Origin of the sequence: Streptomyces sp. NPDC058051 (assembly GCF_042885475.1) — a bacterium.
Taxonomy (GTDB): Bacteria; Actinomycetota; Actinomycetes; order Streptomycetales; family Streptomycetaceae; genus Streptomyces.
In genome coordinates this window covers 134,218-156,326 of the sequence record NZ_JBHVRW010000020.1, presented here as the reverse complement: position 1 = coordinate 156,326, position 22,109 = coordinate 134,218, and the positions used below count along the sequence as shown (strand labels likewise).

At 69.2% G+C, this 22,109-nt stretch carries 17 protein-coding genes; 2 read left to right on the top strand and 15 right to left on the bottom strand.

Annotated elements, in window-relative coordinates; translation table 11 throughout:
* Window positions 1–89: 89 nt before the first annotated feature.
* The 7 genes from ACFVUT_RS27570 to ACFVUT_RS27540 all read right to left on the bottom strand — a co-directional run bounded on the left by ACFVUT_RS27570 (window position 90) and on the right by ACFVUT_RS27540 (window position 9,805).
* Entirely contained in the window at window positions 90–2,195 is a 2,106-nt protein-coding gene (locus ACFVUT_RS27570) for a putative T7SS-secreted protein (RefSeq protein ID WP_389654651.1), read from the bottom strand.
* Window positions 2,195–2,842: a hypothetical protein gene (locus ACFVUT_RS27565; protein WP_389654649.1), complete on the bottom strand. Its 648-nt coding sequence runs from the start codon at window positions 2,840–2,842 to the stop codon at window positions 2,195–2,197. The genes ACFVUT_RS27570 and ACFVUT_RS27565 overlap by 1 nt, the downstream gene beginning before the upstream one ends.
* The gene (locus ACFVUT_RS27560) at window positions 2,839–3,285 is read right to left on the bottom strand and encodes an SseB family protein (protein ID WP_389671062.1); all 447 of its coding nucleotides are present in this window, start codon (window positions 3,283–3,285) and stop codon (window positions 2,839–2,841) included. The genes ACFVUT_RS27565 and ACFVUT_RS27560 overlap by 4 nt, the downstream gene beginning before the upstream one ends.
* 812 nt (window positions 3,286–4,097) lie before the next feature.
* The gene (locus tag ACFVUT_RS27555; protein WP_389654645.1) at window positions 4,098–5,426 is read right to left on the bottom strand and encodes a class I SAM-dependent RNA methyltransferase; all 1,329 of its coding nucleotides are present in this window, start codon (window positions 5,424–5,426) and stop codon (window positions 4,098–4,100) included.
* Between the two features lie 271 nt (window positions 5,427–5,697).
* On the bottom strand, window positions 5,698–7,746 hold the full coding sequence (locus ACFVUT_RS27550; RefSeq protein WP_389654643.1) for an APC family permease: 2,049 nt from the start codon (window positions 7,744–7,746) through the stop codon (window positions 5,698–5,700).
* Window positions 7,747–7,859: 113 nt separating this feature from the next.
* Window positions 7,860–8,915 carry a 1-aminocyclopropane-1-carboxylate deaminase gene (locus tag ACFVUT_RS27545; protein WP_389654668.1) on the bottom strand — a complete coding sequence of 352 codons (1,056 nt, stop codon included), beginning with the start codon at window positions 8,913–8,915 and terminating at the stop codon, window positions 7,860–7,862.
* A gap of 176 nt (window positions 8,916–9,091) precedes the next feature.
* Window positions 9,092–9,805 carry a GntR family transcriptional regulator gene (locus ACFVUT_RS27540; protein ID WP_389654641.1) on the bottom strand — a complete coding sequence of 238 codons (714 nt, stop codon included), beginning with the start codon at window positions 9,803–9,805 and terminating at the stop codon, window positions 9,092–9,094.
* 271 nt (window positions 9,806–10,076) lie between these two features.
* Between ACFVUT_RS27540 and ACFVUT_RS27535 the strand changes: the two genes are divergently transcribed.
* Window positions 10,077–10,745 (top strand): potassium channel family protein, encoded by a 669-nt coding sequence (locus ACFVUT_RS27535; protein ID WP_389654639.1) that lies wholly within the window; start codon window positions 10,077–10,079, stop codon window positions 10,743–10,745.
* On the top strand, window positions 10,745–11,422 hold the full coding sequence (locus tag ACFVUT_RS27530; protein ID WP_389654637.1) for a potassium channel family protein: 678 nt from the start codon (window positions 10,745–10,747) through the stop codon (window positions 11,420–11,422). The genes ACFVUT_RS27535 and ACFVUT_RS27530 overlap by 1 nt, the downstream gene beginning before the upstream one ends.
* A 199-nt stretch (window positions 11,423–11,621) precedes the next feature.
* On the opposite strand, the gene ACFVUT_RS27525 is transcribed toward ACFVUT_RS27530, so the two are convergent.
* The 8 genes from ACFVUT_RS27525 to kdpA form a co-directional block, all read right to left on the bottom strand.
* On the bottom strand, window positions 11,622–12,386 hold the full coding sequence (locus ACFVUT_RS27525; protein WP_389654635.1) for a DUF3159 domain-containing protein: 765 nt from the start codon (window positions 12,384–12,386) through the stop codon (window positions 11,622–11,624).
* A gap of 3 nt (window positions 12,387–12,389) precedes the next feature.
* Window positions 12,390–12,806, bottom strand: a complete 417-nt coding sequence (locus tag ACFVUT_RS27520) for an OB-fold nucleic acid binding domain-containing protein (protein ID WP_389654633.1) — start codon at window positions 12,804–12,806, stop codon at window positions 12,390–12,392.
* Between the two features lie 273 nt (window positions 12,807–13,079).
* The gene (locus tag ACFVUT_RS27515) at window positions 13,080–13,772 is read right to left on the bottom strand and encodes a response regulator (protein WP_389654666.1); all 693 of its coding nucleotides are present in this window, start codon (window positions 13,770–13,772) and stop codon (window positions 13,080–13,082) included.
* Window positions 13,773–13,902: 130 nt separating this feature from the next.
* Window positions 13,903–16,446 (bottom strand): ATP-binding protein, encoded by a 2,544-nt coding sequence (locus tag ACFVUT_RS27510; RefSeq protein WP_389654631.1) that lies wholly within the window; start codon window positions 16,444–16,446, stop codon window positions 13,903–13,905.
* A 251-nt stretch (window positions 16,447–16,697) separates the two neighbouring features.
* Window positions 16,698–17,447 carry an ABC transporter ATP-binding protein gene (locus tag ACFVUT_RS27505; RefSeq protein ID WP_389654629.1) on the bottom strand — a complete coding sequence of 250 codons (750 nt, stop codon included), beginning with the start codon at window positions 17,445–17,447 and terminating at the stop codon, window positions 16,698–16,700.
* 173 nt (window positions 17,448–17,620) lie between these two features.
* Window positions 17,621–18,289 carry a potassium-transporting ATPase subunit C gene (locus tag ACFVUT_RS27500; protein ID WP_389654627.1) on the bottom strand — a complete coding sequence of 223 codons (669 nt, stop codon included), beginning with the start codon at window positions 18,287–18,289 and terminating at the stop codon, window positions 17,621–17,623.
* A gap of 6 nt (window positions 18,290–18,295) precedes the next feature.
* Window positions 18,296–20,434 carry a potassium-transporting ATPase subunit KdpB gene (gene kdpB / locus ACFVUT_RS27495; RefSeq protein ID WP_389654625.1) on the bottom strand — a complete coding sequence of 713 codons (2,139 nt, stop codon included), beginning with the start codon at window positions 20,432–20,434 and terminating at the stop codon, window positions 18,296–18,298.
* The gene (gene kdpA / locus ACFVUT_RS27490) at window positions 20,431–22,104 is read right to left on the bottom strand and encodes a potassium-transporting ATPase subunit KdpA (protein ID WP_389654623.1); all 1,674 of its coding nucleotides are present in this window, start codon (window positions 22,102–22,104) and stop codon (window positions 20,431–20,433) included. The genes kdpB and kdpA overlap by 4 nt, the downstream gene beginning before the upstream one ends.
* Window positions 22,105–22,109 lie beyond the last annotated feature (5 nt).

Here is a 22,109-nt window from a genome sequence, read left to right as displayed (position 1 = left end):
CGGTCGAGTACCCACACCTTCTCGAACGGCCGAATCATCACACCGGTTACGGCCCACCAGGACGTTTCAGCAAGATCGTGTTATGAGCTCTAAGGATCGTATTCGAAATGGGTAGCTGCACCCAAGGCGTCGACCTCGGTAACGACCTGAGAGCGGTCGTTGATCACATATCGCGTGGTGCGGCCCATGCCGTCCGTCATAGACGTCATGTGCAGGCCAGTTTCGGGGTCGGTGTCGTCCCAGGTGAAGTGGGCTTCGAGGTGACCGTTGGTTCCTGCCTGGTACACGCAGCGGTCGTGCTCGTCGTAGACGTACTCGTACCGGCTGCCGTTGGTGTCCGTCCACGACGTGATGCGGCCCTGCTCGTCGCAGCCGAAACGCAGGGGCCTGCCTGAGGAGTTGGTGACTTCAGTGAGGTGGCCGTCGGTGTAGCCGTAGCGGAGGATTTCCTGATCGGTGCCGTCCGGTGCGGCGCCGGCAAGGTGCAGGGCGGTGATCCTGCCGTCGTTCGTGGTGAGTTTCAGGTGGTAGCCGCCGTGATGCACGATCGACGTCGGAGCACCGGTCTCGTCGTACTCGAAGGTGATCCATCGGCCGTTGCGGTCATCGATCTGGGCCAGAAGCGCCAGCTCCCCGTCCGCATGGTCGAGGAAGTGCCGGACCCTGCCGGTTTCCGGTTCGGTGACGGTGTAGCCGTCCTCCACCCGGTCAAGCGGCCAGCGCCGACCATGCGTCGGCATGACAGGAACGCCGGGCGCGGGATGCGGATAGGCCAGCAGGCTGCCCTCGTCGCAACTGAACACCACGCCTTCCGCGTCGATCTCAAGGCGCTGGTCGACCGTGCTCGACCAGCCGGTACCGAACCAGCGGCCAGATCGGGAGGAGGAGTCGAAGACGCGCGCGAAGACCAGGGGCAGCAATCCGGGCAGCGTGATGTCCGTCTGCGGGAGCAGCATGCGCCCGGTGGCGACGTCGACGGGGTCTCCGGCGCACTTGACCTCGCTGCACTTCCTGGCGTTGGAGTCGGGGTTCTTCTCGTGTCCGTGCCGGTTCTTGCCCTTCGGGCGTTCGAGGAGATCCTTCATCCCGGCGCGCAGACCGCTCTTGATCAGGCCGCCGCCCTTGGTGCCGGCCAGTTCGGGGACGAGTCGGCCGATGAATTCGGAGGGGTCTCCCTTGGCCGCGTCCCAGGCGTTCTTGAGGGCGCGGTCGGGGTTGGCGGCGGTGGAGACGAGGCCGGCGAGCGTCATGTTGACGCCCTTGTAATACTCGGCCGGGTGCGTCAGGTTGTACGGGTCTTGCGGGTTGACCGAGCGGACGAAGTTCACCAGGCCCGCGGTGCCCTTGATGACACCACCACCGAAATGGGCCAGCTCGATGCCCCGGCCGACCCCGTAGTCGAGGAACTCCTGCTTGGCGCGATCCAGGCCGGTGGGTTCCTTCGGCGCGTGCGCCATCGCAGCGGTGATCGCGCTCTTGGCCGCTTCGGCAGCCTCGTTCCGCGCCCGGCGGGCGTTCTCCAGGATCTCCTGAGCATGCTGCCGCTTCACCACACCCGGATCGCAGAAGGTCCCCGGATGCGGGAGCGAATGATCCGTGTCGCGGACCGCGTTGTACGCCGCCGCCTTCTCCCGGAACGCGGCCGCGGCCGTCTCGTAGTCCTGCTTGCCCTCCTTGTAGAGGGCGATCGCCTCACCGGCCTTGGCCTGCGCACTCGTGACCGTACCGGTGTACGTCTCCAACGCCGCGGCCGCGTCCCCGAACGCATCCGCCGCACGCACCCAGTCCGTGGGCAACGTCTGGAACTTCTCCCGGAACGTGTCGGCGGCCTCACCCTTCCAGTGACCGGAGTCGAGCTTCTTCATCCCGCCACCGACGAGATCGAACGCACGCTGGAAGTCCCGGAGGTTCTTCACCGTGGCGGCGATCTTCTCCGGCCTGCCATGGATCAGCTCGTTCGCTTCCTCGCTCTGCCCGAGCTGCTGCTCACCGACCTCCGCACCCAGCGAGGACGCGGTCTCGTCCCCCCAGTCCTCGACCGCATCCGCCCACCCATCAGCGCCGACCTTCTCCAGACCCGAGCCGACGAGATCGGTGCCCTTGTCGATCCCCTCGCCGACGATCTCCTTGCCCTTGTCGACCAGCTCGCCCGCACCGTCGTAGAGATCTCCGCCGAGCCTCCCCCAGTCCACCATCAGCGGCTCTCCCCCCACCGCGGCTGCTCGGCCCGATCAACCGTCTCCTGCGACGGATCAAGCTGCTCCTTCAGCCGCTCATCCGCAGCCGCCCGCACCGCCGGATCCACCAGCCCCGACCGTTGCATCGAGTCGAGCGCGGCGTCCTCCACGTCGTAGGCGGTGTCCTTCCAGTTCTGCTTCACCTCTTCATTCGCCTTCGTCATCGACTCCCCACTCCAGTCCGGGTCGTCATACGCGGACTGACTGCGGATCGTGTCCCAGCCCATGACCTTCACCTCGTCCTCCGACAGATGCGGATTCCCGTTCAGGGAATTCACGCCGACCTTGAACGAGTCCTTGACGTACTGCTCCTGCTCCGCGAAGGCACCCGCCGACAACCCGACCCCCAGCGCGAAACCATTCCCCTTCTGCGTCAGCGCCCGCACACCCCACTCCCACCGGCTACAGAACGTCTCGAACTCCGACGCCAGCCCGCCGTGCCCCAACTCCAGCCCCGACAAAGCCAGATCCGAGAACCCCCGGCCCGTCGATGCCTGCCCGACCATGCCCAGATCCTTCAACTCCGCATGCGCCAGACCGATCCCCTTCGCGATCGCGGCCAAGGCCTCCGGCGGCACATGAAGATCAGAACCATCCCCGCTCATCGCGTCTCACCAAGATCGACCGCCGCAGCATCCGGCACGATGCCCGTCACCGGCGGGAACAACATCCCGTCCACACTGCCCGCATCCAGCGCCACCCCCGCCGGCCCCGGCAACATCGGCACGATCACATCCAACAAACGTGCACCCAACACCGCCCGATACACCCACTCCCGCCCGCCATCCCCACGAGCCCCCGCGAACCGGGCCAACGCCTCCTCATCCGAGAACGCACAGATCCAACGCACACCGTTCTGCTCCGCCGACCACAGATCCCCGGCCCCATCCAGCGGCACCAGCACCGCCGTACGCCGGAATTCCCCCAGCAACACAGCAAACTCATGCTGCGCCGGAGCTGTCCGATCTCCTTCCAGCGTCACGGCAAGGGCCGGCTCCAGCGCCTCAGGCGGTTTCGGCCGCACCTCGGGAGCATGCCAATCGGCCAAGTCCGCAAGCTTCGAACGCCTGACAGGCCGCTCCGCTATGTCATCCCCGTCATCGAACACGCGCCGAATGCTGTCACGGCACACTTCCCAGGAGCAACGAACAAAAATGGCCAGCCAGTCATGGTCCGGACTCGGCCCGACTCCACGCACGCCAGGGCGGGCCCGTACACGCCCCCCAGCAATGCTCCGCTGAGCCCCTCGGCTCGCATTCGCCCGGGAAACCGGGCAGAAAGTGACGCGTCGAAGCCCGGGGGACTGCGCCCGGACTGTTGTTGGCCCTCCGGGGTCAGGCCGCTGGGGTCGGGCAGGATGGTGGGGCATTCGGCGACAGTTCCCTGCACAGGCTGCAGATGCGCTGCGATTTCCTCGGCGACGTCTACGCCGCCGTCACCGGCCAGAACGGCGACGCCCGAACCTTCGTCGACAGGTGACTCGCCGTCTACCCCGCACACTGCGTCTACGATGCGCGCCGACGCCGACGGCCACGACCTCGCCCCGCCCACGACGCGGCTCACCGGCCGCCCGACCCGAAGCACATCAAGGGCTCCTGGAACTGAGCTGCCCGTCCTGGTCCCGATGCCCACATCGCCTCGTGATCGCCCCAGTGACCAGGGCCATGCGGCGGGGCCAGTACCTCATAGCAAGCGTCATCCGAGCGTCAACGTCTTCGAGCGAGGACCTGAAATCACCGACGCCGTGGTCGCTTCCGTCATGAAACCGCAGGTCAAGTCACGGACAGGGGACGATCTGTTCGCTCGACCGCTGCGCAGCCGAAAACAGGCCGAGCGGCTGACTCGCCACGAAACCGCAGGTCAGGCACCCTTAGCCATCGGCTCCAGAATCGCCACGCACTCCACGTGGTGCGTCATCGGAAACAGATCGAACGCCCGCAGCGTCCGCACCCGGTACCCGCCCTCGCGGAAGTACGCCAGGTCGCGAGCCAGGGCCGCCGGGTCGCAGGCCACGTAGGCGATGCGTCGTGCGCCCAGGTTCGCCAGGTGCTTCACCGTCTGCTTGCCCGCTCCCGCGCGCGGCGGGTCGAGGACGATCAGGTCGCACTCGGTGATGCCGGTGCGGGGCAGGATCTGGTCGACCTTGCCGTGCTCGATGCGGACCCGCTCCAGGTCGTTCAGGTTGTGCCGGGCGTCCTCCACGGCGCGCTTGCCGGACTCGATGCCGAGGACCGCGCCCTTCTCGCCGACGCGCTGGCCGATGGCGCCCGCGAACAGGCCGACGCCGCAGTACAGGTCGAGTGCGGTGTCACCCTTGCGGGGCAGCAGGCCCTGCATCACGGCGCGGACGAGGGTGTTGGCGGCCTGCGGGTGGACCTGCCAGAAGCCGCCCGAGCCGACCCGGTACGTACGGTCGTCTGCGCGCTCGCGGACGAACGCGCGGCCGTGCACCCGGTGGACGCCGCCGTCGCGCTCGTCGACGCGCATCACCGAGACGGGCCTGTCGAGTTCGACGAGGGGCAGCCGGCCGCCGGGCCTCGGGGTGAGGATGACCTGGCGGTCGTGGGAGCCGGTGGCGGCGATGGCCTCCACCGAGGCCATGCCGGGCCATTCCCGCTTCTCGATGCCGAGCTCGGTGACGCCGGGCGCCGCGATCAGGCAGCGCTCGACGGGCTCCACGTCGTGCGAGCGGTGCTTGCGCAGGCCGACCCGTCCGTCCTCGTCGATGGCGTACTGGACCCGGGTGCGCCAGGCCGGCACCTCGCCCGCCGGGAGCTTGTCGCCCTCGGCCGGCATGACGGTCCCGTCCCAGCCCGCCTCCTCGGGGGTGAGACCCGCCAGGTGCTGGAGCTGTTCGGCGATCACCTCGCCCTTGAGCCTGCGCTGGGCGCCGGGCTTGACGTGCTGCCAGTCGCAGCCGCCGCACTTGCCGGGACCGGCGTACGGGCACGGTGCCTCGACACGGTCCTTGGACGCCTCGATGATCCGTACCGCGTCGGCACGCAGGAAGCGCGAGTCGCTCTCGCCCTCGGTGACCTTGGCGATGACCTTCTCGCCGGGAAGCGTGTGCCGTACGAAGAGGACTCGTCCCTCCGCGGTACGGGCGATGCAGTGGCCGCCGTGTGCGACGGGCCCGATCTCGACCTCGTACTCCTCCCCGACCAGCGACGACGTGGGTTCGTTCTGCATGAGGGGGTGGCTCCAGGGGTCAAGAGACAAAACGGCCGGACAACAACCTACGAGTCTACGTGTGTGTCGTCCGGCCGTTCACCACGAGCGGGCGTGCGTGGTGAGCACATGCCCGTTCAGCGCACGTCGGCCAGCCCACGTCGGCCAGCCCACGTCGGTCAGCCCACGTCGGTCAGCCCATGCCGGTGAGCCCACGTCGGTCAGCCCACGTCGGTCAGCCCACGTCGGTGAGCCCATATCGCAGCAGCCCATGCCGGTGAGCCCATGCCGGTCAGCCCTTGTCGGCAGGTTCCCTGGGCCTGCGCTCCACGGGGCCCCGGCGCACCGAGCCCGGTGCGCTCCACTCGGCGCGCTTCCTGGCGCGCTTCTTCGCCGCCTCGGAGGACTCCAGCTGGTACGGCACGGACGTCACCATGACACCGGGCGTGAACAGCAGTCGCCCCTTGAGGCGCAGGGCACTCTGGTTGTGGAGCAGATGCTCGTACCAGTGGCCGACCACATACTCCGGGATGTACACGCTGACGACGTCGCGGGGGCTCTCCCGGCGCAGGCTCTTCACATAGTCGATGACCGGGCGGGTCACCTCTCGGTACGGGGAGTCGAGGATCTTCAGCGGGATGTCGATGCCGCGCCGCTCCCAGTCCTCCCTGAGCGCCTTGGTCTCGGCCGGGTCGACGCTGATGGAGAGCGCCTCCAGACGGTCGGAGCGGATCAGCTTGGCGTAGGCGAGGGCGCGCAGCGTCGGCCGGTGGAGCTTGGAGACCAGAACGATCGAGTGGACCCTGGAGGGCCGCATCGTCTCGTCGGCCGGAGTCTCCTCCGCGGCGATCTCCTCGGCGACCCGGTCGTAGTGCCTGCGGATCGCGGTCATCGTCCCGTAGAAGATCACCATGCCCAGCAGTGCGACCCAGGCACCGTGGGTGAACTTGGTGGCGAGCACCACGACGAGCACCAGGCCGGTGAAGAAGGCACCGAAGGTGTTGATCGCCCGGGAGCGGATCATGTGGCGGCGCTTGACCGGATCCCGCTCCGTCGCCAGGTGGCGGTTCCAGTGCCTGACCATGCCTGTCTGGCTGAGGGTGAACGAGACGAAGACGCCCACGATGTAGAGCTGGATGAGCCGGGTCGAGTCGGCGCCGTAGATCCAGACCAGCAGGATCGCCGCGCCCGCCAGCAGCACGATCCCGTTGGAGAAGGCGAGCCGGTCACCGCGGGTGTGGAGCTGACGGGGCAGGTAGCGGTCCTGGGCGAGGATCGAGCCGAGCAGCGGGAAGCCGTTGTACGCGGTGTTGGCGGCGAGGAACAGCACGAGTGCGGTGGCCGCCGCGAGGATGACGAAGAAGAACGTGCCGTCGCCGAAGACGGCGGCCGCGACCTGTGAGATCACCGGATCCTGCACGAAGCCGGAACCGACCGGGACTCCCTTGCTGATCAGGTCCTTGGCCGGGTTCTCCGCCATCTTCACGTCGGTGGCCATGGCCAGGCCGATGATGCCGCAGAACATGGTGACCGCCAGCAGGCCCATCATGGCGAGTGTGGTCGCGGCGTTCTTGCTCTTCGGCTTGCGGAAGGCGGGCACACCGTTGCTGATCGCCTCCACTCCGGTGAGGGCGGCACAGCCGGAGGAGAAGGCCCGCAGCAGCAGGAAGACCAGTGCGAAGCCGGCCAGTCCCTGGTGCTCGGCCTTGATCTCGTAGCCCGAGGTCGGGGCGTGCATGGTGTCGCCGAGGACCAGTCCCCGGAACGCCCCCCAGATGATCATGATGAAGACGCCGGCCACGAAGAGGTACGTGGGGATGGCGAAGAGCTTCCCCGATTCCTTGACACCGCGCAGATTCATCAGCGTCAGCAGCACGATGGCCGCGATCGCGCAGGTCGTCTTGTGCTCGACGACGAAGGGGATCGCGGACCCGAGGTTCTCCACCCCGGAGGCGATCGACACCGCGACGGTCAGCACGTAGTCGACCAGCAGGGCGCTGGCCACGGTCAGTCCGGCCTTGGGCCCGAGGTTGGTGGTGGCGACCTCGTAGTCGCCACCACCGCTCGGATACGCGTGCACGTTCTGTCGGTACGAGGCCACGACGGTGAACATCAGGACCACGACCGCGAGCGCGATCCAGGGGCTGAAGTGGTAGGCCGACACGCCCGCGACGGAGAGCACCAGGAGAACCTCACCGGGTGCGTACGCCACCGAGGACAGCGGGTCGGATGCGAAGACGGGAAGTGCGATGCGCTTGGGGAGGAGTGTCTCCCCCAGCTTGTCGCTGCGCAGCGCCCGTCCGATCAGAATCCGTTTGGGCAGGTCGGTCAGTTTGGACACGCTGAGGATCGTAAGCGTTCCGTATGGAAGCCGCAGACCCGCACATCGCGTGGCCCCGCAATCTCCTGCGCTCGGCCGAAAACGCCACGAAATCCTTAACGAAATCCTTGCGCTCAGGCGTCCGCGAACAGGGCGCTGTAGCCGTTGAGAGCAGGCTGACCACCGAGATGGGCGTAGAGCACGGTGGAGTCGCGGGCGATCTCGCCGCGCGCCACGAGGTCGATGGTTCCGGCCATCGACTTCCCCTCGTACACAGGGTCGGTGATCATGCCCTCGGTACGGGCGGCGAGCCGCATCGCGTCAAGGGTGGTGTCGTCGGGGATACCGTACGTGCCCGCGTGGTAGCGGTCGTCCAGCTCGATGTCGTCCACGGTGAGTTCGCGACGGACGCCGATGAGCCGTCCGGTGCCGGCCGCGATCCGGGCGATCTGCTCGCGGGTACGAGCGGGGTCGGCGGAGGCGTCGATGCCCAGCACACGCCGCGGACGTCCGCCCGCTTCTTCGAGCGCGGCGAAGCCGGCGACCATGCCGGCCTGGGTCGAGCCGGTCACCGAGCAGACGACGACGGTGTCGAAGAACACGCCGAGTGAGCGTTCCTGCTCGGCCACCTCGTACGCCCAGCCCGCGAAGCCGAGCCCGCCGAGAGGATGGTCGGAGGCGCCGGCGGGGATGGCGTACGGCCGGCCGCCGCTCTCCTCGACCTCGCGCAGCGCCTGCTCCCAGCTCTCCTTGACACCGATACCGAACCCGGCGCGCACCAGGCGGACGTCGGCACCGGCCAGGCGACTGATCAGGATGTTGCCGACCTTGTCGTACACGGCGTCGGGCCACTCGACCCAGCTCTCCTGGATGAGCACGCACGTGAGACCGGCGCGGGCGGCGACCGCGGCGACCTGACGGGTGTGGTTGGACTGGACGCCGCCGATGGAGACGAGCGTGTCACAGCCCTTCGCCAGGGCGTCGGCGACGAGGTATTCGAGCTTGCGGGTCTTGTTGCCGCCGTAGGCGATACCGGAGTTGCAGTCCTCCCGCTTGGCCCAGACGGCGGCGCCGCCGAGGTGCTCGGTGAGCCGGTCCAGGCGGTGGACGGGAGAAGGGCCGAAGAGGAGCGGGTAGCGGTCGTACGAGGAGAGGGACGGTGAGGCGGGAGAGGGGTCGGGGGTGGAGATGGAGGTGGGGAGGGACTGGGCTGCGGGCTGTGTGGGTGTCACGTGGGCTTCCTCGGTCGGGGGCGGTGGGACAACAGGGCCGGGGGTGGCGGGGAGAGGTCGGGGCGTGGCGGGAGAGGTCAGGGTCGGCGGGAAGGGGCAGCTCGCACGGACCCGGGGTCGGGTCCGTGGCCCCCTCACTCGACGCGCGGCCCGGCGGCACGTCCGCTACCGGACCGGGCTCGGGTCGGTGGCTGGTCGGACGGTTCGTCGGCGAGCTCTTCGAGCGCCCGCCAGATCTCGGCGGTGACCCGCGCCGCCGCGTCGGCGTCGCGGGCCACGCACGCCTCGATCAGCCGGTCGTGCAGCTCCGCCGAGCCGTGCGCCGCGCTCGCCGTGCCGAACTGCCGCCATTCCAGGCGCCGGATCAAAGGGGTGTAGCGCTCGGCGGTGGCGGCCACGGCACGGTTGCCGCAGGCGGTGACGAGGACGTCGTGGAGCCGGTCGTCGGCGCGCAGCGCTTCCGCCACGTCCCCGCGGCGGGTCGCCTCCCGGAAGCGGTCGTTCGCCTCGCGCATCGCGGTGATGTCAGCGTCCGCCAGAAGGGGTACGGCGGTCCTGGCGGCCAGTTCCTGCATGGCCCGTACGACCGCCGCAGCGTCCCGGACATCGCGTGGCACCAGCCGGGTCACCCGGGTGTAGCTCTGCGGCTTGGACTCGACGAGGCCCTCGCCGGAGAGCCGGGACAACGCGTCGCGGACCGGGGCCCGTGACAGACCGAGGCGTTCGGCGAGATCGGCATCGCGGACGGGGGCACCGGGCGGAATGTCGCCGCGGACGATGGCGTCACGGATCGCCTCGTACGCGGTGTCCCGCAGCAGGGTCCGTCGGACGGGGCGCAAGGTCTCCATGAACTGACATGTTAGATGTCTGTGCTCGGCTTGCTCAAGGGCCCGTACCGCGGTGGTCCGCAGTGGCTGTGGCTCGCGGCCGCTCCGCCGCACCGCTGAGCGCGGCGAAAGCACACGCGGATGAGGCTTCGCATTCCCGGCCGCATAAGCTCATCCTGGGCAACGGGACGGACCGTTGCCCCGTTGTTTGCCCCGGCAAGCCGAGGAAGAAGAGTGAGCAGGGTGTTTTCGCAGGTCAGCCGGACGACCAGGACTGCGAGGTAGGCGCAAGGTGCACATCGTCATCATGGGCTGCGGGCGAGTAGGAGCCGCTCTCGCTCAGACCCTGGAGCAGCAGGGGCACACGGTCGCCGTCATCGATCAGGACCCCACGGCGTTCCGGCGCCTCGGGGCCGGATTCGGTGGGCGGCGCGTCACCGGTGTCGGCTTCGATCAGGACACCCTCCGCGAGGCGGGGATCGAGGAGGCCGGTGCGTTCGCCGCGGTGAGCAGCGGCGACAACTCGAACATCATCGCCGCCCGGGTCGCCCGGGAGATGTTCGGCATCGAGAACGTCGCGGCGCGGATCTACGACCCTCGGCGCGCCGAGGTCTACCAGCGTCTCGGTATCCCCACGGTCGCCACCGTCCGCTGGACCGCGGACCAGATGCTGCGTCGGTTGCTGCCTTCGGGCGCCGAGCCGCTGTGGCGGGATCCGAGCGGCGGTGTACAGCTGGCGGAGGTGCACACCACGCCGTCCTGGATCGGCCACAAGATCAGCACGCTTCAGGAGGAGACGGGCGTTCGCGTGGCGTTCCTCACCCGGTTGGGCGAAGCCATACTGCCCACCTCGCAGACGGTGCTGCAGGAGGGCGACCTGGTCCACGTGATGATGCGTACGGACGAGATCGCCAAGGTCGAGGCGGCCTTCGCCGAGGGCCCTGAGGAGGGCGGTCACTGATGCGTGTCGCGATTGCCGGGGCCGGTGCGGTGGGCCGCTCCATCGCGGGCGAACTGCTGGAGAACGGGCATGAGGTGCTGCTCGTCGACAAGGCACCGACGGCCATTTCCGTGGAGCGGGTGCCGATGGCCGAGTGGCTGCTGGCGGACGCCTGCGAGATCACCTCGCTCGACGAGGCGGCACTTCAACGCTGCAACGTCGTGATCGCCGCGACCGGCGACGACAAGGTGAACCTGGTCGTCTCGTTGCTGGCCAAGACCGAGTACGGCGTGCCGAGGGTCGTCGCCCGGGTCAACAACCCGAAGAACGAGTGGCTGTTCAACGAGGCATGGGGCGTCGATGTGGCGGTCTCCACGCCGCGCCTGATGTCGGCCCTGGTCGAGGAGGCGGTGAGCGTCGGCGATCTGGTCCGGTTGCTGCGCTTCAGTCACGGCGACGCCAACCTGGTCGAGCTGACCCTGCCCCCGGAGTCGGCACTGGCCGGCACCCAGGTCGGCGAGGTGGCCTGGCCCGAGGACACCTCGCTGGTCACCATCATCCGCGGGCAGCGCGTGCTGACGCCGGGTACCGAGGAGACGTTGGAGGCCGGTGACGAGCTGCTGTTCGTGGCCGCACAGGCCCGCGAGGAGCAGTTGGAGGACCTGCTGTCGGTGCGCCGGGGCGATACGGAGGACTGACCGCTGACCGGAGCAGGCGCCGCGGGCAGATGAAGACGCGGGTGGATGAAAAGGGGCCCGGAACCGTTGCACACGGTTCCGGGCCCCTTCCGTTCCGCCTGCGGACCCTCCGGACAGTGGACCTTCCGGGCCGGCCCAATGAGCCCTTCCGGGCCGGTGGGCCCTCCGGGCCCGGTGGCCCGTCCGGCCCACGGGCGGTTCAGAACTCCTGTTGGCGCGCCGCGCCGACGGCCGCTTCCGCCGTACGGGCCTTCTCGGCCTGTTCCTCCGCCTCCATCTCGGCGAAGACATCGATGGGCGGCGGCGCCTTGGCGAGGAAGACCCAGGTCAGATAGACCGCGAGCAGGAACGGCGGGATCTTCAGAGCGACCAGGACCCAGCCGAACTGGGTGGTGTCGGCCCACCAGTAGAGCGGGAAGAGGATGGCGCACTTGGCGAGCAGGATGAGCCCCCAGGCGTAGCTGGCCTTGGCGTACGCCTTCTTGCGGCCGGGGTTCCTGGTGCGCCAGGAGAGGTTCTCCTTGAACACCGGGCCCAGGATCAGTCCGATCAGCGGCACCCCGGCGAGGGTGGTGATCAGGTAGGCGAGGGCCAGGCCGAGCGTGTAGAGCATGCCCGGAAGATAGAAGTCCTTGGCATTGCCGGTCATCATCGCGAAGACGACACCGAAGGCCACACCGAAGACGCCGCTGAAGGCGTGCTTGACGGTGTCCCTGCGGATCAGCCGTACGACGACGAGGACCAAGGACACCGCCAGGGCCGCGATGGCCGAGCTGTGCAGATCCTTGTTGACCGTGAAGATCGTGACGAAGAGCAGCCCGGGAAGGACTGTCTCCACCATCCCCCGGACGCCGCCGAACGCCTCGAAGAGCGCTGCCTCCGTGACCGCCCTCGCGGCGGCCTCCTGCTGATCTGTGTGGGTGGTGCGGTCCGTGTCGGACGTCGGCTTGTCGAGAGACGTCACCGGCTACTCCTTGCCGAGCGGTCGGAGTTCGTATTTGGGGTTGAACAGCACCCGGCGTCCATGACTCATGGCGATCCGGCCGGAGGCGATGAGCTTGCGACCCGGTTCTATGCCCACGATGGAGCGTCGGCCCAGCCAGACCACGTCCAGCGGCGCGGTGCCGTCGAAGAGCTCCGCCTCCAGAGCGGGAACTCCGGCGCGCGGCCGCAGGGTGACGGTCCGCAACGTACCAGTCACTTTGACGATCTGACGATCGGTGCACTCGGAGATCCGCGTGCACCCCGAAGCCTGCGAGTCCTCCTGCAGCTCCTCGGACTCCAGGTCCTCCTGGGAACTGGACAGCCGGTCGAGCATGCGCCGGAAGCGGCCTGACGGCTTCGCCGCCTTGCCTGGCTTCTCGAATCGAGGAACATCACTCATAACCGAAGGGTACCGGTCTCCCGTGCTCCGAGCGGGTGTCCCGAGTCTCACTCGAACGGATTACTCACCACGAGCGCGGGGGCCGAGCACGACGATCGCGGGGGCCGAGCACGACGGTCGCGGGGGCCGAGCACGACGGTCAAGGGGCCCAGCCCGAAGATCGCGGGGCCCAGCCCGACGGGCGCGCGGCTGAGCCCGACGGCCAGGTAACCGGGTCCGCCCCGCAGGTACGACGCGCGTCCTGCGCGGCGCGAGTCCGGCGATCCGTTGCGATCAGCCGCGTTCGAAGCGGTAGCCCATGCCCGGCTCGGTGACGAAGTGCCGGGGATGGGAGGGATCGGCCTCCAGCTTGCGCCGCAGCTGCGCCATGTAGACCCGCAGGTAGTTGGTCTCGGTGCCGTAGGAAGGCCCCCAGACCTCCTGGAGCAGCTGCTTCTGGCTGACCAGTCGGCCGCTGTTGCGGACGAGGACCTCCAGCAGATGCCATTCGGTGGGCGTGAGGCGTACGTCGCGTCCCGCGCGGTGCACCTTCTTCGCCGCCAGATCGACGGTGAACTCCTCGGTCTCGACGATCACGACATCGTCGGAGCCGTGCTGTCCGACCGGTTCGGCGCGGCGGACGGAGGCGCGCAGCCGGGCCAGCAGCTCGTCCATGCCGAACGGCTTGGTGACGTAGTCGTCGGCTCCGGCGTCCAGCGCCTCGACCTTCTCGTCGGAGGTGTGGCGGGCGGAGAGCACCAGGATCGGTACCCGGGTCCAGCCGCGCAGCCCCTTGATCACCTCGACGCCGTCCATGTCGGGCAGGCCGAGGTCGAGAACGACGACGTCGGGGTGGCGGGCCGCGGCGAGCTGGAGGGCGGTCGCGCCGTCGGGCGCGGCGTCCACCTCGTACTTGCGTGCCTTCAAATTGATCACGAGGGCACGTACGATCTGCGGCTCGTCGTCGACCACAAGCACCCGGGTCATGGGAGCCCTGCCTTTCTCCTGTACGGCGATCTCCTGGGACGGTGCGGAGATCATGAGGTGACCTGCGAGATCACGGGGTGGCCCACGAGGCCGTCGGACGACCGGCGAAGCCGTGGGACGGTCTGCGCGGTCATGAGACGACCTGCGCGGGCAGGTCGGGGCTGACGGGAACGTGCCCCGGCGCCGCCTTGAGGGTCAGCACCATGGTGAGGCCGCCGCCGGGCGTGTCCTCGGCATCCAGCGTGCCGCCCATGGACTCCACGAAACCGCGGGCGACGGCGAGGCCCAGTCCGACGCCCGCGCCGCGCGGTGCGTCGCCATGGCGCTGGAAGGGCTCGAAGATGCGCTCCTTGGCTTCGTCGGGGACGCCGGGGCCGCAGTCGACCACGCGGAGCTCGACGCGTGCGCCGAGCGCACTGGCGGCCACACTGACGCGTTCTCCGTAGGGGCTGTACTTGACGGCGTTCTCGACGATGTTGGCGACGGCCCTCTCCAGCAGTCCCGGGTCGACGTCGACCATCGGCAGAGACTCCGGGATGTCCAGGTCCACGCTGCCCTCGGGAACGCCGCCGAGCGCCATCGGAACCACTTCGTCGAGGTCGATCTCGCGGATCAGCGGCGTGACGGTGCCGGTCTGGAGCCTGGACATGTCCAGGAGGTTGCCCACGAGGTGATCGAGGCGGTCGGCGCCGTTCTCGATGCCCTCCAGAAGCTCGGCCTGGTCCTCGTCGGACCAGGCGACGTCGTCGGAGCGCAACGAGGTGACGGCGGCCTTGATGGCGGCGAGCGGGGTACGCAGATCGTGGCTGACGGCGGCGAGGAGCGCCGTCCTGATCCGGTTTCCCTCGGCGAGCCGCCGCGACTCCTCCGCCTCGTCGACGAGACGCTGGCGCTCCAGCACGACGGCGGCCTGGGCGGCGAACGCGCCGAGGACCCTGCGGTCCTCGGCCGGCAGCACCCGGCCGGAGAGTGCGAGCGCCATGTGGTCGCCGACGGGCATGTCCACGTCCCCATCCTCGGGCCGGGCCACCGGACCCGGTCCGACGCTCCCCGCGCACGTCCACGGATCGACGTCGCTCCGCCGCTCCAGCAGGGCGACGGACTCCATGCCGAAGGTCTCGCGGACCCGGTCCAGGATGGCGTCCAGGGTCGTCTCGCCGCGCAGGACGCTCCCGGCCAGGAAGGAGAGGATCTCCGACTCGGCGCGCAGCCGGGCCGCCTGGTGGGTGCGGCGGGCCGCCAGGTCGACGACCGAGGCGACCGAGACCGCCACCGCGAAGAAGATCACGATGGCGACGAAGTTCTCCGGGTCCTGCACGGTCAGGGTGTGGGTGGGCGGCGTGAACCAGTAGTTCAGCAGCAGCGAGCCGGCCGCGGCGGAGGCGAGGGCGGGCAGGAGCCCACCGAGCAGGGCCGCGGCAACGGTCAGGAAGAGGAAGAGCAGGACGTCGTTGGCGAGCCCGGGACCATGGGTCAGCTGGGTCAGGAGCAGTGTGAGCAGGGCCGGGCCGCCCACACCGACGAGCCAGCCCCAGATGATCCGGACCCGTCCCAGCCGGGCGCCGCGGGCCATGGGCAGCCCCCGGCCCTTGGCGACCTCTTCGTGGGTGACGATGTGGACGTCGAGGTCGGGGCCGGAGTCGCGGGCGACGGTGGCGCCCACGCCCGGTCCGTAGATGTACTGCCACGTCTTGCGCCGGCTGGAACCGAGGACGATCTGCGTGGCGTTCACGCCGCGGGCGAATTCGAGGAGGGCCGACGGTATGTCGTCTCCGATGACGTGGTGGAACGTGCCGCCGAGGTCCTCCACGAGGGTGCGCTGGAGGGCGAGCTCCTTGGGCGAGGCGGAGGTCAGTCCGTCGCTGCGGGCGATGTAGACGGCGAGGATCTCGCTGCCGGAGCCCTTGGCCGCCATCCGGGACGCGCGGCGGATGAGCGTACGGCCCTCCGGGCCGCCGGTGAGGCCGACGACGATCCTCTCCCGTGCCTGCCAGGTGGTGCGGATGTTGTGCTCGCCGCGGTACTGCTGAAGGTATTCGTCGACCCGGTCGGCGACCCAGAGGAGGGCCAGCTCGCGCAGGGCGGTCAGATTCCCGGGGCGGAAGTAGTTGGACAGGGACGCGTCGATCCGGTCGGGCTTGTAGATGTTGCCGTGGGCCATCCGACGGCGCAGCGCCTGGGGCGACATGTCGACAAGTTCGAGTTGGTCGGCCCTGCGGACGACCTCGTCGGGGACGGTCTCGCGCTGACGTACGCCGGTTATGGCCTCGACGACGTCGCCGAGTGACTCCAGGTGCTGGATGTTGACGGTGGAGATCACGTCCGTCCCGGCCTGGAGGAGTTCCTCGACGTCCTGCCAGCGTTTGGCATTGCGGGAGCCCGGCACATTGGTGTGCGCCAGTTCGTCCACCAGGGCGACGGCCGGGGCGCGCTCCAGGACCGCGTCGACGTCCATCTCGGTGAAGACGGCGGAGCGGTATTCGATCTCGCGGCGCCGGATCTGCTCCAGGCCGTGCAGCATCACCTCGGTGCGCGGGCGGTCGTGATGCTCCACGAAGGCCACGACGCAGTCCGTGCCGCGCTCCACACGGCGGTGGGCCTCCGAGAGCATCGCGTACGTCTTGCCGACGCCCGGTGCCGCACCGAGGTAGATCCGAAGCTTGCCGCGTGCCATAGCCCCATTGTCTTCTCTGAACGGGCTGCGGCCGATGCGGCAGCCGGTTCGAAGCTACCCCGAAGATTCCCGACAAATGGAACGGTGGGCTGGGTGAGGGGCCGAATTGACAGGATTCTGACGCCGGAGCGGGGGCCGGGGCGGGGGCGGGACAGGGACAGGGGCGGGGACAGGGGCAGGGGCGGCCGGGCTCACCCGTGCCCCCTCCCCCGCCCCGCCTGCCCCACCCGTACTCGACTACTCGTGCTCGACTACTCGTGCTCGACGATGTGCCCGTCGCTCAGCTCCAGTACCCGGTCCGCCAGCCCCAGCAACTGTGCGTCGTGCGTCGCCACCAGCGCGGTGACCCCCTCGCTCCGTACCACCGCCCGCAGCAGCTCCATCACCGCGAGTCCTGTCTCCGCGTCGAGCTGCCCGGTCGGCTCGTCCGCGATCAGCAGGGCCGGCCGGTTGGCGAGGGCGCGGGCGATCGCGACGCGCTGCTGCTGGCCGCCGGAGAGTTCACCGGGGCGCTGTGCGGCGTGGTCGGCGAGGCCGACCATGGAGAGCAGCAGCGCCACCCGGTCCTCGCGCTCGCGCGGGTCCGCCCTGCGCAGCCGCATGGGCACGCCGACGTTCTCCGCGGCGGACAGGATCGGGATCAGGCCGAACGACTGGAAGATGAAGCCGATGCGGTCCCGGCGCAGCTCCAGGAGCCCGTTCTCACCGAGTTCGGCGAGGTCCGTGCCGTCGACGGTGATCCGGCCGCTGTCGGGGCTGTCGAGGCCGCCGACGAGGTTGAGGAGCGTCGTCTTGCCGGAGCCCGAGCGTCCCTTGAGCGCGACAAGTTCGCCGCGCGGCACGTCGAAGGAGACGCCGCGCAGCGCGTGCACGGCCGCGGCGCCGGTGCCGTACGAGCGGTGCAGGTCCTCGACCCGGACCATGGGCCCGCGGGCGGGGTCCTCGGCGACCGCCGTACCGCTCTGCCCGCCGGTGCCGGTCCGGCCGGTGCTGTCGGTCATGCTCTTCTCCCCCGCGCGTCATCGGTCCTGTCGGCCGCCAGTATGTGCATCGCGCACGGGGCTCGGCAATGGCCGGAGGACGCCGGGGCGGACCCGTCGGGCAGAAGCGGCACCGACCACGGCCTGGGGCCGGCCCGCACGGACCGGCCCCAGGTGTCCTCGCCCTCCATGCCTCAGCTCGCGTCCACCAACTCCTTGAGAGCGATGTTGAGCCGGAGGACGTTGACCGTCGGCTCGCCCACGAAGCCGAGAATGCGGCCGTCGGTGTGCTGGTCGAGAAGCTTCTGGACCTGGGCGACGCCGAGGTGGTTGCGCTCGGCGACACGGCGCACCTGGAGCTGTGCGTACGCCGGGGAGACGGCGGGGTCGAGGCCGGAGCCCGAGGACGTGACGGCGTCGGCCGGCACATCCGCGGGGCTGACGGGGTGGCCGGGGACCGAGTTGTCCTTGATGACGGCAGCCTTGGCGGCGGTGACCCAGTCGATGAGTTCCTTGTTGTCACCGGAGCGGTTGGTCGCGCCGGAGAGGATCAGTGCGTACCGGGTGTTGACGCTGTTGGTGCCCAGGCCGTTGGAGGGGCGCGGCTGGAACCACCTCAGGTCCGGGGCCGCCGTGTCCTGCCCCTTCTTCAGGGGCAGGTCGTAGCGCTGGCCGATGAGTTCGGAGCCGACGACCTCGCCGTTCGCGGTGATCTCGGAACCGTTGGCCTTGTCGGGGAAGATGCCCTGGGCGACACCGGTGACGGCGAGCGGATAGAGCACGCCGCACACGGCGGTGAGGACGAGCAGGGCGCGCAGCCCGGCCCAGAGCGTCCGGGCGGTGTTTCCTACGGAGTTGTTCATGGCAGGTCAGCCGATTCCGGGGATGAGGGAGATGATCAGGTCGATGATCTTGATGCCGATGAACGGGGCGACCAGGCCGCCCAGTCCGTAGATCCCGAGGTTGCGCCGGAGCATCGAGTCGGCGCTGCTCGGGCGGTAGCGCACGCCCTTCAGGGCGAGCGGCACCAGCGCGATGATGATCAGCGCGTTGAACACGACGGCCGACAGGATCGCGGACTCGGGCGAGGACAGTTGCATGATGTTCAGCTTGTCCAGGCCCGGATGGGCGACCGCGAACATCGCCGGGATGATCGCGAAGTACTTCGCGACGTCGTTGGCGATCGAGAACGTCGTGAGCGCACCACGGGTGATGAGGAGTTGCTTGCCGATCTCGACTATCTCGATCAGCTTGGTGGGGTCGGAGTCCAGGTCCACCATGTTCCCGGCCTCCTTCGCGGCGGAGGTGCCGGTGTTCATCGCGACACCGACGTCCGCCTGAGCCAGCGCCGGGGCGTCGTTCGTGCCGTCCCCCGTCATCGCGACGAGCTTGCCGCCGGCCTGCTCCCGCTTGATGAGGGCCATCTTGTCCTCGGGCGTGGCCTCGGCCAGGAAGTCGTCGACCCCCGCTTCCTCGGCGATCGCCTTCGCGGTCAGCGGGTTGTCGCCGGTGATCATGACCGTCTTGATGCCCATGCGGCGCAGTTCGTCGAAGCGCTCCCGCATGCCTTCCTTGACGACGTCCTTGAGGTGGACGACGCCCAGGACACGGGCGCCCCTCGCGTCCTCCACGGCGACGAGCAGCGGCGTCCCGCCGGCTTCGGAGATCCTCTTCGTGACCGCGCCGGCGTCCTCGACGACCCGGCCTCCGCGCTCCTCGACCCAGGCGGTCACGGAGCCGGCCGCCCCCTTGCGGATCCTGCGGGCCTCGCCGTTCTCGGAGAGGTCGACGCCGGACATACGGGTCTGGGCGGTGAACTCCACCCACTCGGCATGCCGCAGCTCGCCCTGGTGCCGCTCGCGCAGCCCGTACCTCTCCTTGGCCAGCACGACGATCGAGCGGCCCTCCGGCGTCTCGTCGGCCAGCGAGGAGAGCTGGGCGGCGTCCGCCAGCTCGGCCTCGGCCGTGCCCCTGACCGGGACGAACTCGGCGGCCTGCCGGTTGCCCAGCGTGATCGTGCCCGTCTTGTCGAGCAGCAGCGTCGACACATCGCCCGCTGCCTCGACCGCCCGGCCCGACATCGCGAGGACGTTCCGCTGCACCAGCCGGTCCATACCCGCGATGCCGATCGCGGAGAGCAGCGCGCCGATGGTCGTCGGGATCAGGCAGACCAGCAGGGCGCTCAGCACGATCAGCGACTGCCTGGCGCCCGCGTAGATCGCGAACGGCTGGAGGGTGACGACGGCGAGCAGGAAGACGATCGTGAGGGACGCGAGGAGGATGTTCAGCGCGATCTCGTTGGGCGTCTTCTGCCGCGCGGCGCCCTCGACCAGGGAGATCATCCGGTCGATGAAGGTCTCGCCGGGCTTGGTGGTGATCTTGATGACGATGCGGTCGGAGAGCACCTTCGTACCCCCGGTGACCGCACTGCGGTCGCCGCCGGACTCCCGGATGACCGGAGCCGACTCACCCGTGATCGCGGACTCGTCGACGCTCGCGACACCCTCGACGACGTCTCCGTCGCCGGGAATGATGTCACCGGCCTCGCAGACCACCAGGTCGCCGACGCGCAGGCCGGTTCCCGGCACCCGCTCCTCGTCGCCGCCGGTCAGCCGCCGGGCGACCGTGTCGGTCTTGGCCTTGCGCAGCGTGTCGGCCTGCGCCTTGCCGCGCCCCTCGGCGACGGCCTCCGCCAGGTTGGCGAAGACCGTGGTCAGCCAGAGCCACGCGGCGATCGCCCAGCCGAACCAGTTTCCCGGGTCCAGGCACGCGAGCACGGTGGTGACCACCGAACCGATCAGCACCACGAACATCACGGGCGACTTGACCATCACCCGGGGATCGAGCTTGCGCACGGCATCGGGGAAGGACGTGAGCAGTTGTCCGGGGTCGAACAGTCCGCCGCCGACGCGTCCTTCGCTCTGGTGCCCGGTCGACGCGTCCTGGTGGGGCGCCCGGGTGGGGGTGACAGTGGACATGGAGTCCTCATGCTTCGTACGAGTGGTCATGACGCCAGCCCTTCGGCCAGCGGCCCCAGCGCCAGGGCCGGGAAGTAGGTCAGGCCGGTGATGATCAGGATCGTGCCGACCAGCAGCCCGCTGAAGAGCGGCTTGTGTGTGCCGAGGGTTCCCGCGGTCGTCGGTACGGGCTTCTGCTCCGCGAGCGAGCCGGCCAGGGCGAGGACGAACACCATCGGCAGGAACCGGCCGAGCAGCATCGCGAGACCGATCGTGGTGTTGAACCACTGCGTGTCCGCGTTCAGACCGGCGAACGCCGAACCGTTGTTGTTGGCGCCCGAGGTGTACGCGTAGAGGATCTCGGAGAATCCGTGCGCGCCGGTGTTGGTCATCGAGTGGGGCGGGGTGGGCAGGGCCATCGCCACGGCGGTGAAGCAGAGCACCAGCGCGGGGGTGACCAGGATGTAGCAGGCCGCGAGCTTGATCTCGCGGGTGCCGATCTTCCTGCCGAGGTACTCGGGCGTGCGGCCGACCATCAGGCCCGCGATGAACACCGCGATGATCGCCACGATCAGCATGCCGTACAGGCCGGACCCGACACCGCCGGGCGCGATCTCGCCGAGCTGCATGCCCAGCATCGTGATCCCGCCGCCGAAGCCCGTGAACGAGGAGTGGAACGAGTTCACCGCCCCTGTGGAGGTGAGCGTCGTGGCCACGGCGAAGATCGACGAGCCGGCGGTCCCGAACCGGGTCTCCTTGCCCTCCATCGCCCCGCCCGCGATGTCGAACGCGGCCCCGTGGTGCGAGAACTCGGTCCACATCATCAGGGACGTGAAGCCCAGCCAGATGACGCCCATCGTCGCCAGGATCGCGTACCCCTGCTTCAGCGAGCCGACCATCCGGCCGAACGTGCGCGTCAGTGCGAACGGGATGAGCAGGATCAGGAAGATCTCCAGGAGGTTGGACAGCCCGTCGGGGTTCTCGAACGGGTGGGCCGAGTTGGCGTTGAAGTAGCCACCGCCGTTCGTACCCAGCTCCTTGATGGCCTCCTGCGAGGCCACGGCGCCGCCGTTCCACTGCTGCGAGCCGCCCATGAACTGGCCGACCTCGTGGATGCCGGAGAAGTTCTGCATGGCTCCGCGGGCGACCAGCACCAGCGCGCCGACCACGGAGATCGGCACCAGGATCCGCACGGTGCCGCGCACCAGGTCGGACCAGAAGTTGCCCAGCTCACCGGTGCGGGTCCGGCCTGTTCGGGCGAAGCCCCGGACCAGCGCCACCGCGACGGCCATGCCGACGGCGGCCGAGACGAAGTTCTGCACCGCGAGGCCGCCGGTCTGGACGACATGGCCCATGGCCTGCTCGCCGTAGTACGACTGCCAGTTCGTGTTCGCGACGAACGACGCGGCGGTGTTGAACGCCTGGTCCGGGTCGATCGAGACGAAGCCGAGCGAGCCGGGCAGGCTGCCCTGGAGCCGCTGCAGCAGGTAGAGGAAGAGGACGCTCACCACGGAGAAGGCGAGCACTCCCCGCAGATACGCGGGCCAGCGCATCTGCGTGTTCGGATGGGCGCCGATGGCCTTGTACATCCACTTCTCGACGCGCAGGTGCTTGTTCGAGGAGTAGACGTCGGCCATGTAGTCGCCGAGCGGACGGTACGCCAGCCCCAGCGCCACGACGAGCGCGAGGACCTGGAGCACACCAGCGAGGACGGGGCTCATATCGG

Excerpts from the sequence above, each read along its gene's own strand:
- ACFVUT_RS27570 (WP_389654651.1), bottom strand. The coding sequence starts at position 2,195 with ATGGTGGACTGGGGGAGGCTCGGCGGAGATCTCTACGACGGTGCGGGC.
- ACFVUT_RS27520 (WP_389654633.1), bottom strand. The coding sequence starts at position 12,806 with ATGAGTGATGTTCCTCGATTCGAGAAGCCAGGCAAGGCGGCGAAGCCG.
- ACFVUT_RS27565 (WP_389654649.1), bottom strand. The coding sequence starts at position 2,842 with ATGAGCGGGGATGGTTCTGATCTTCATGTGCCGCCGGAGGCCTTGGCC.
- ACFVUT_RS27500 (WP_389654627.1), bottom strand. The coding sequence starts at position 18,289 with ATGAACAACTCCGTAGGAAACACCGCCCGGACGCTCTGGGCCGGGCTG.
- ACFVUT_RS27515 (WP_389654666.1), bottom strand. The coding sequence starts at position 13,772 with ATGACCCGGGTGCTTGTGGTCGACGACGAGCCGCAGATCGTACGTGCC.
- ACFVUT_RS27505 (WP_389654629.1), bottom strand. The coding sequence starts at position 17,447 with ATGACCGACAGCACCGGCCGGACCGGCACCGGCGGGCAGAGCGGTACG.
- ACFVUT_RS27540 (WP_389654641.1), bottom strand. The coding sequence starts at position 9,805 with ATGGAGACCTTGCGCCCCGTCCGACGGACCCTGCTGCGGGACACCGCG.
- kdpA (WP_389654623.1), bottom strand. The coding sequence starts at position 22,104 with ATGAGCCCCGTCCTCGCTGGTGTGCTCCAGGTCCTCGCGCTCGTCGTG.
- kdpB (WP_389654625.1), bottom strand. The coding sequence starts at position 20,434 with ATGACCACTCGTACGAAGCATGAGGACTCCATGTCCACTGTCACCCCC.
- ACFVUT_RS27510 (WP_389654631.1), bottom strand. The coding sequence starts at position 16,446 with ATGGCACGCGGCAAGCTTCGGATCTACCTCGGTGCGGCACCGGGCGTC.
- ACFVUT_RS27530 (WP_389654637.1), top strand. The coding sequence starts at position 10,745 with ATGCGTGTCGCGATTGCCGGGGCCGGTGCGGTGGGCCGCTCCATCGCG.
- ACFVUT_RS27555 (WP_389654645.1), bottom strand. The coding sequence starts at position 5,426 with ATGCAGAACGAACCCACGTCGTCGCTGGTCGGGGAGGAGTACGAGGTC.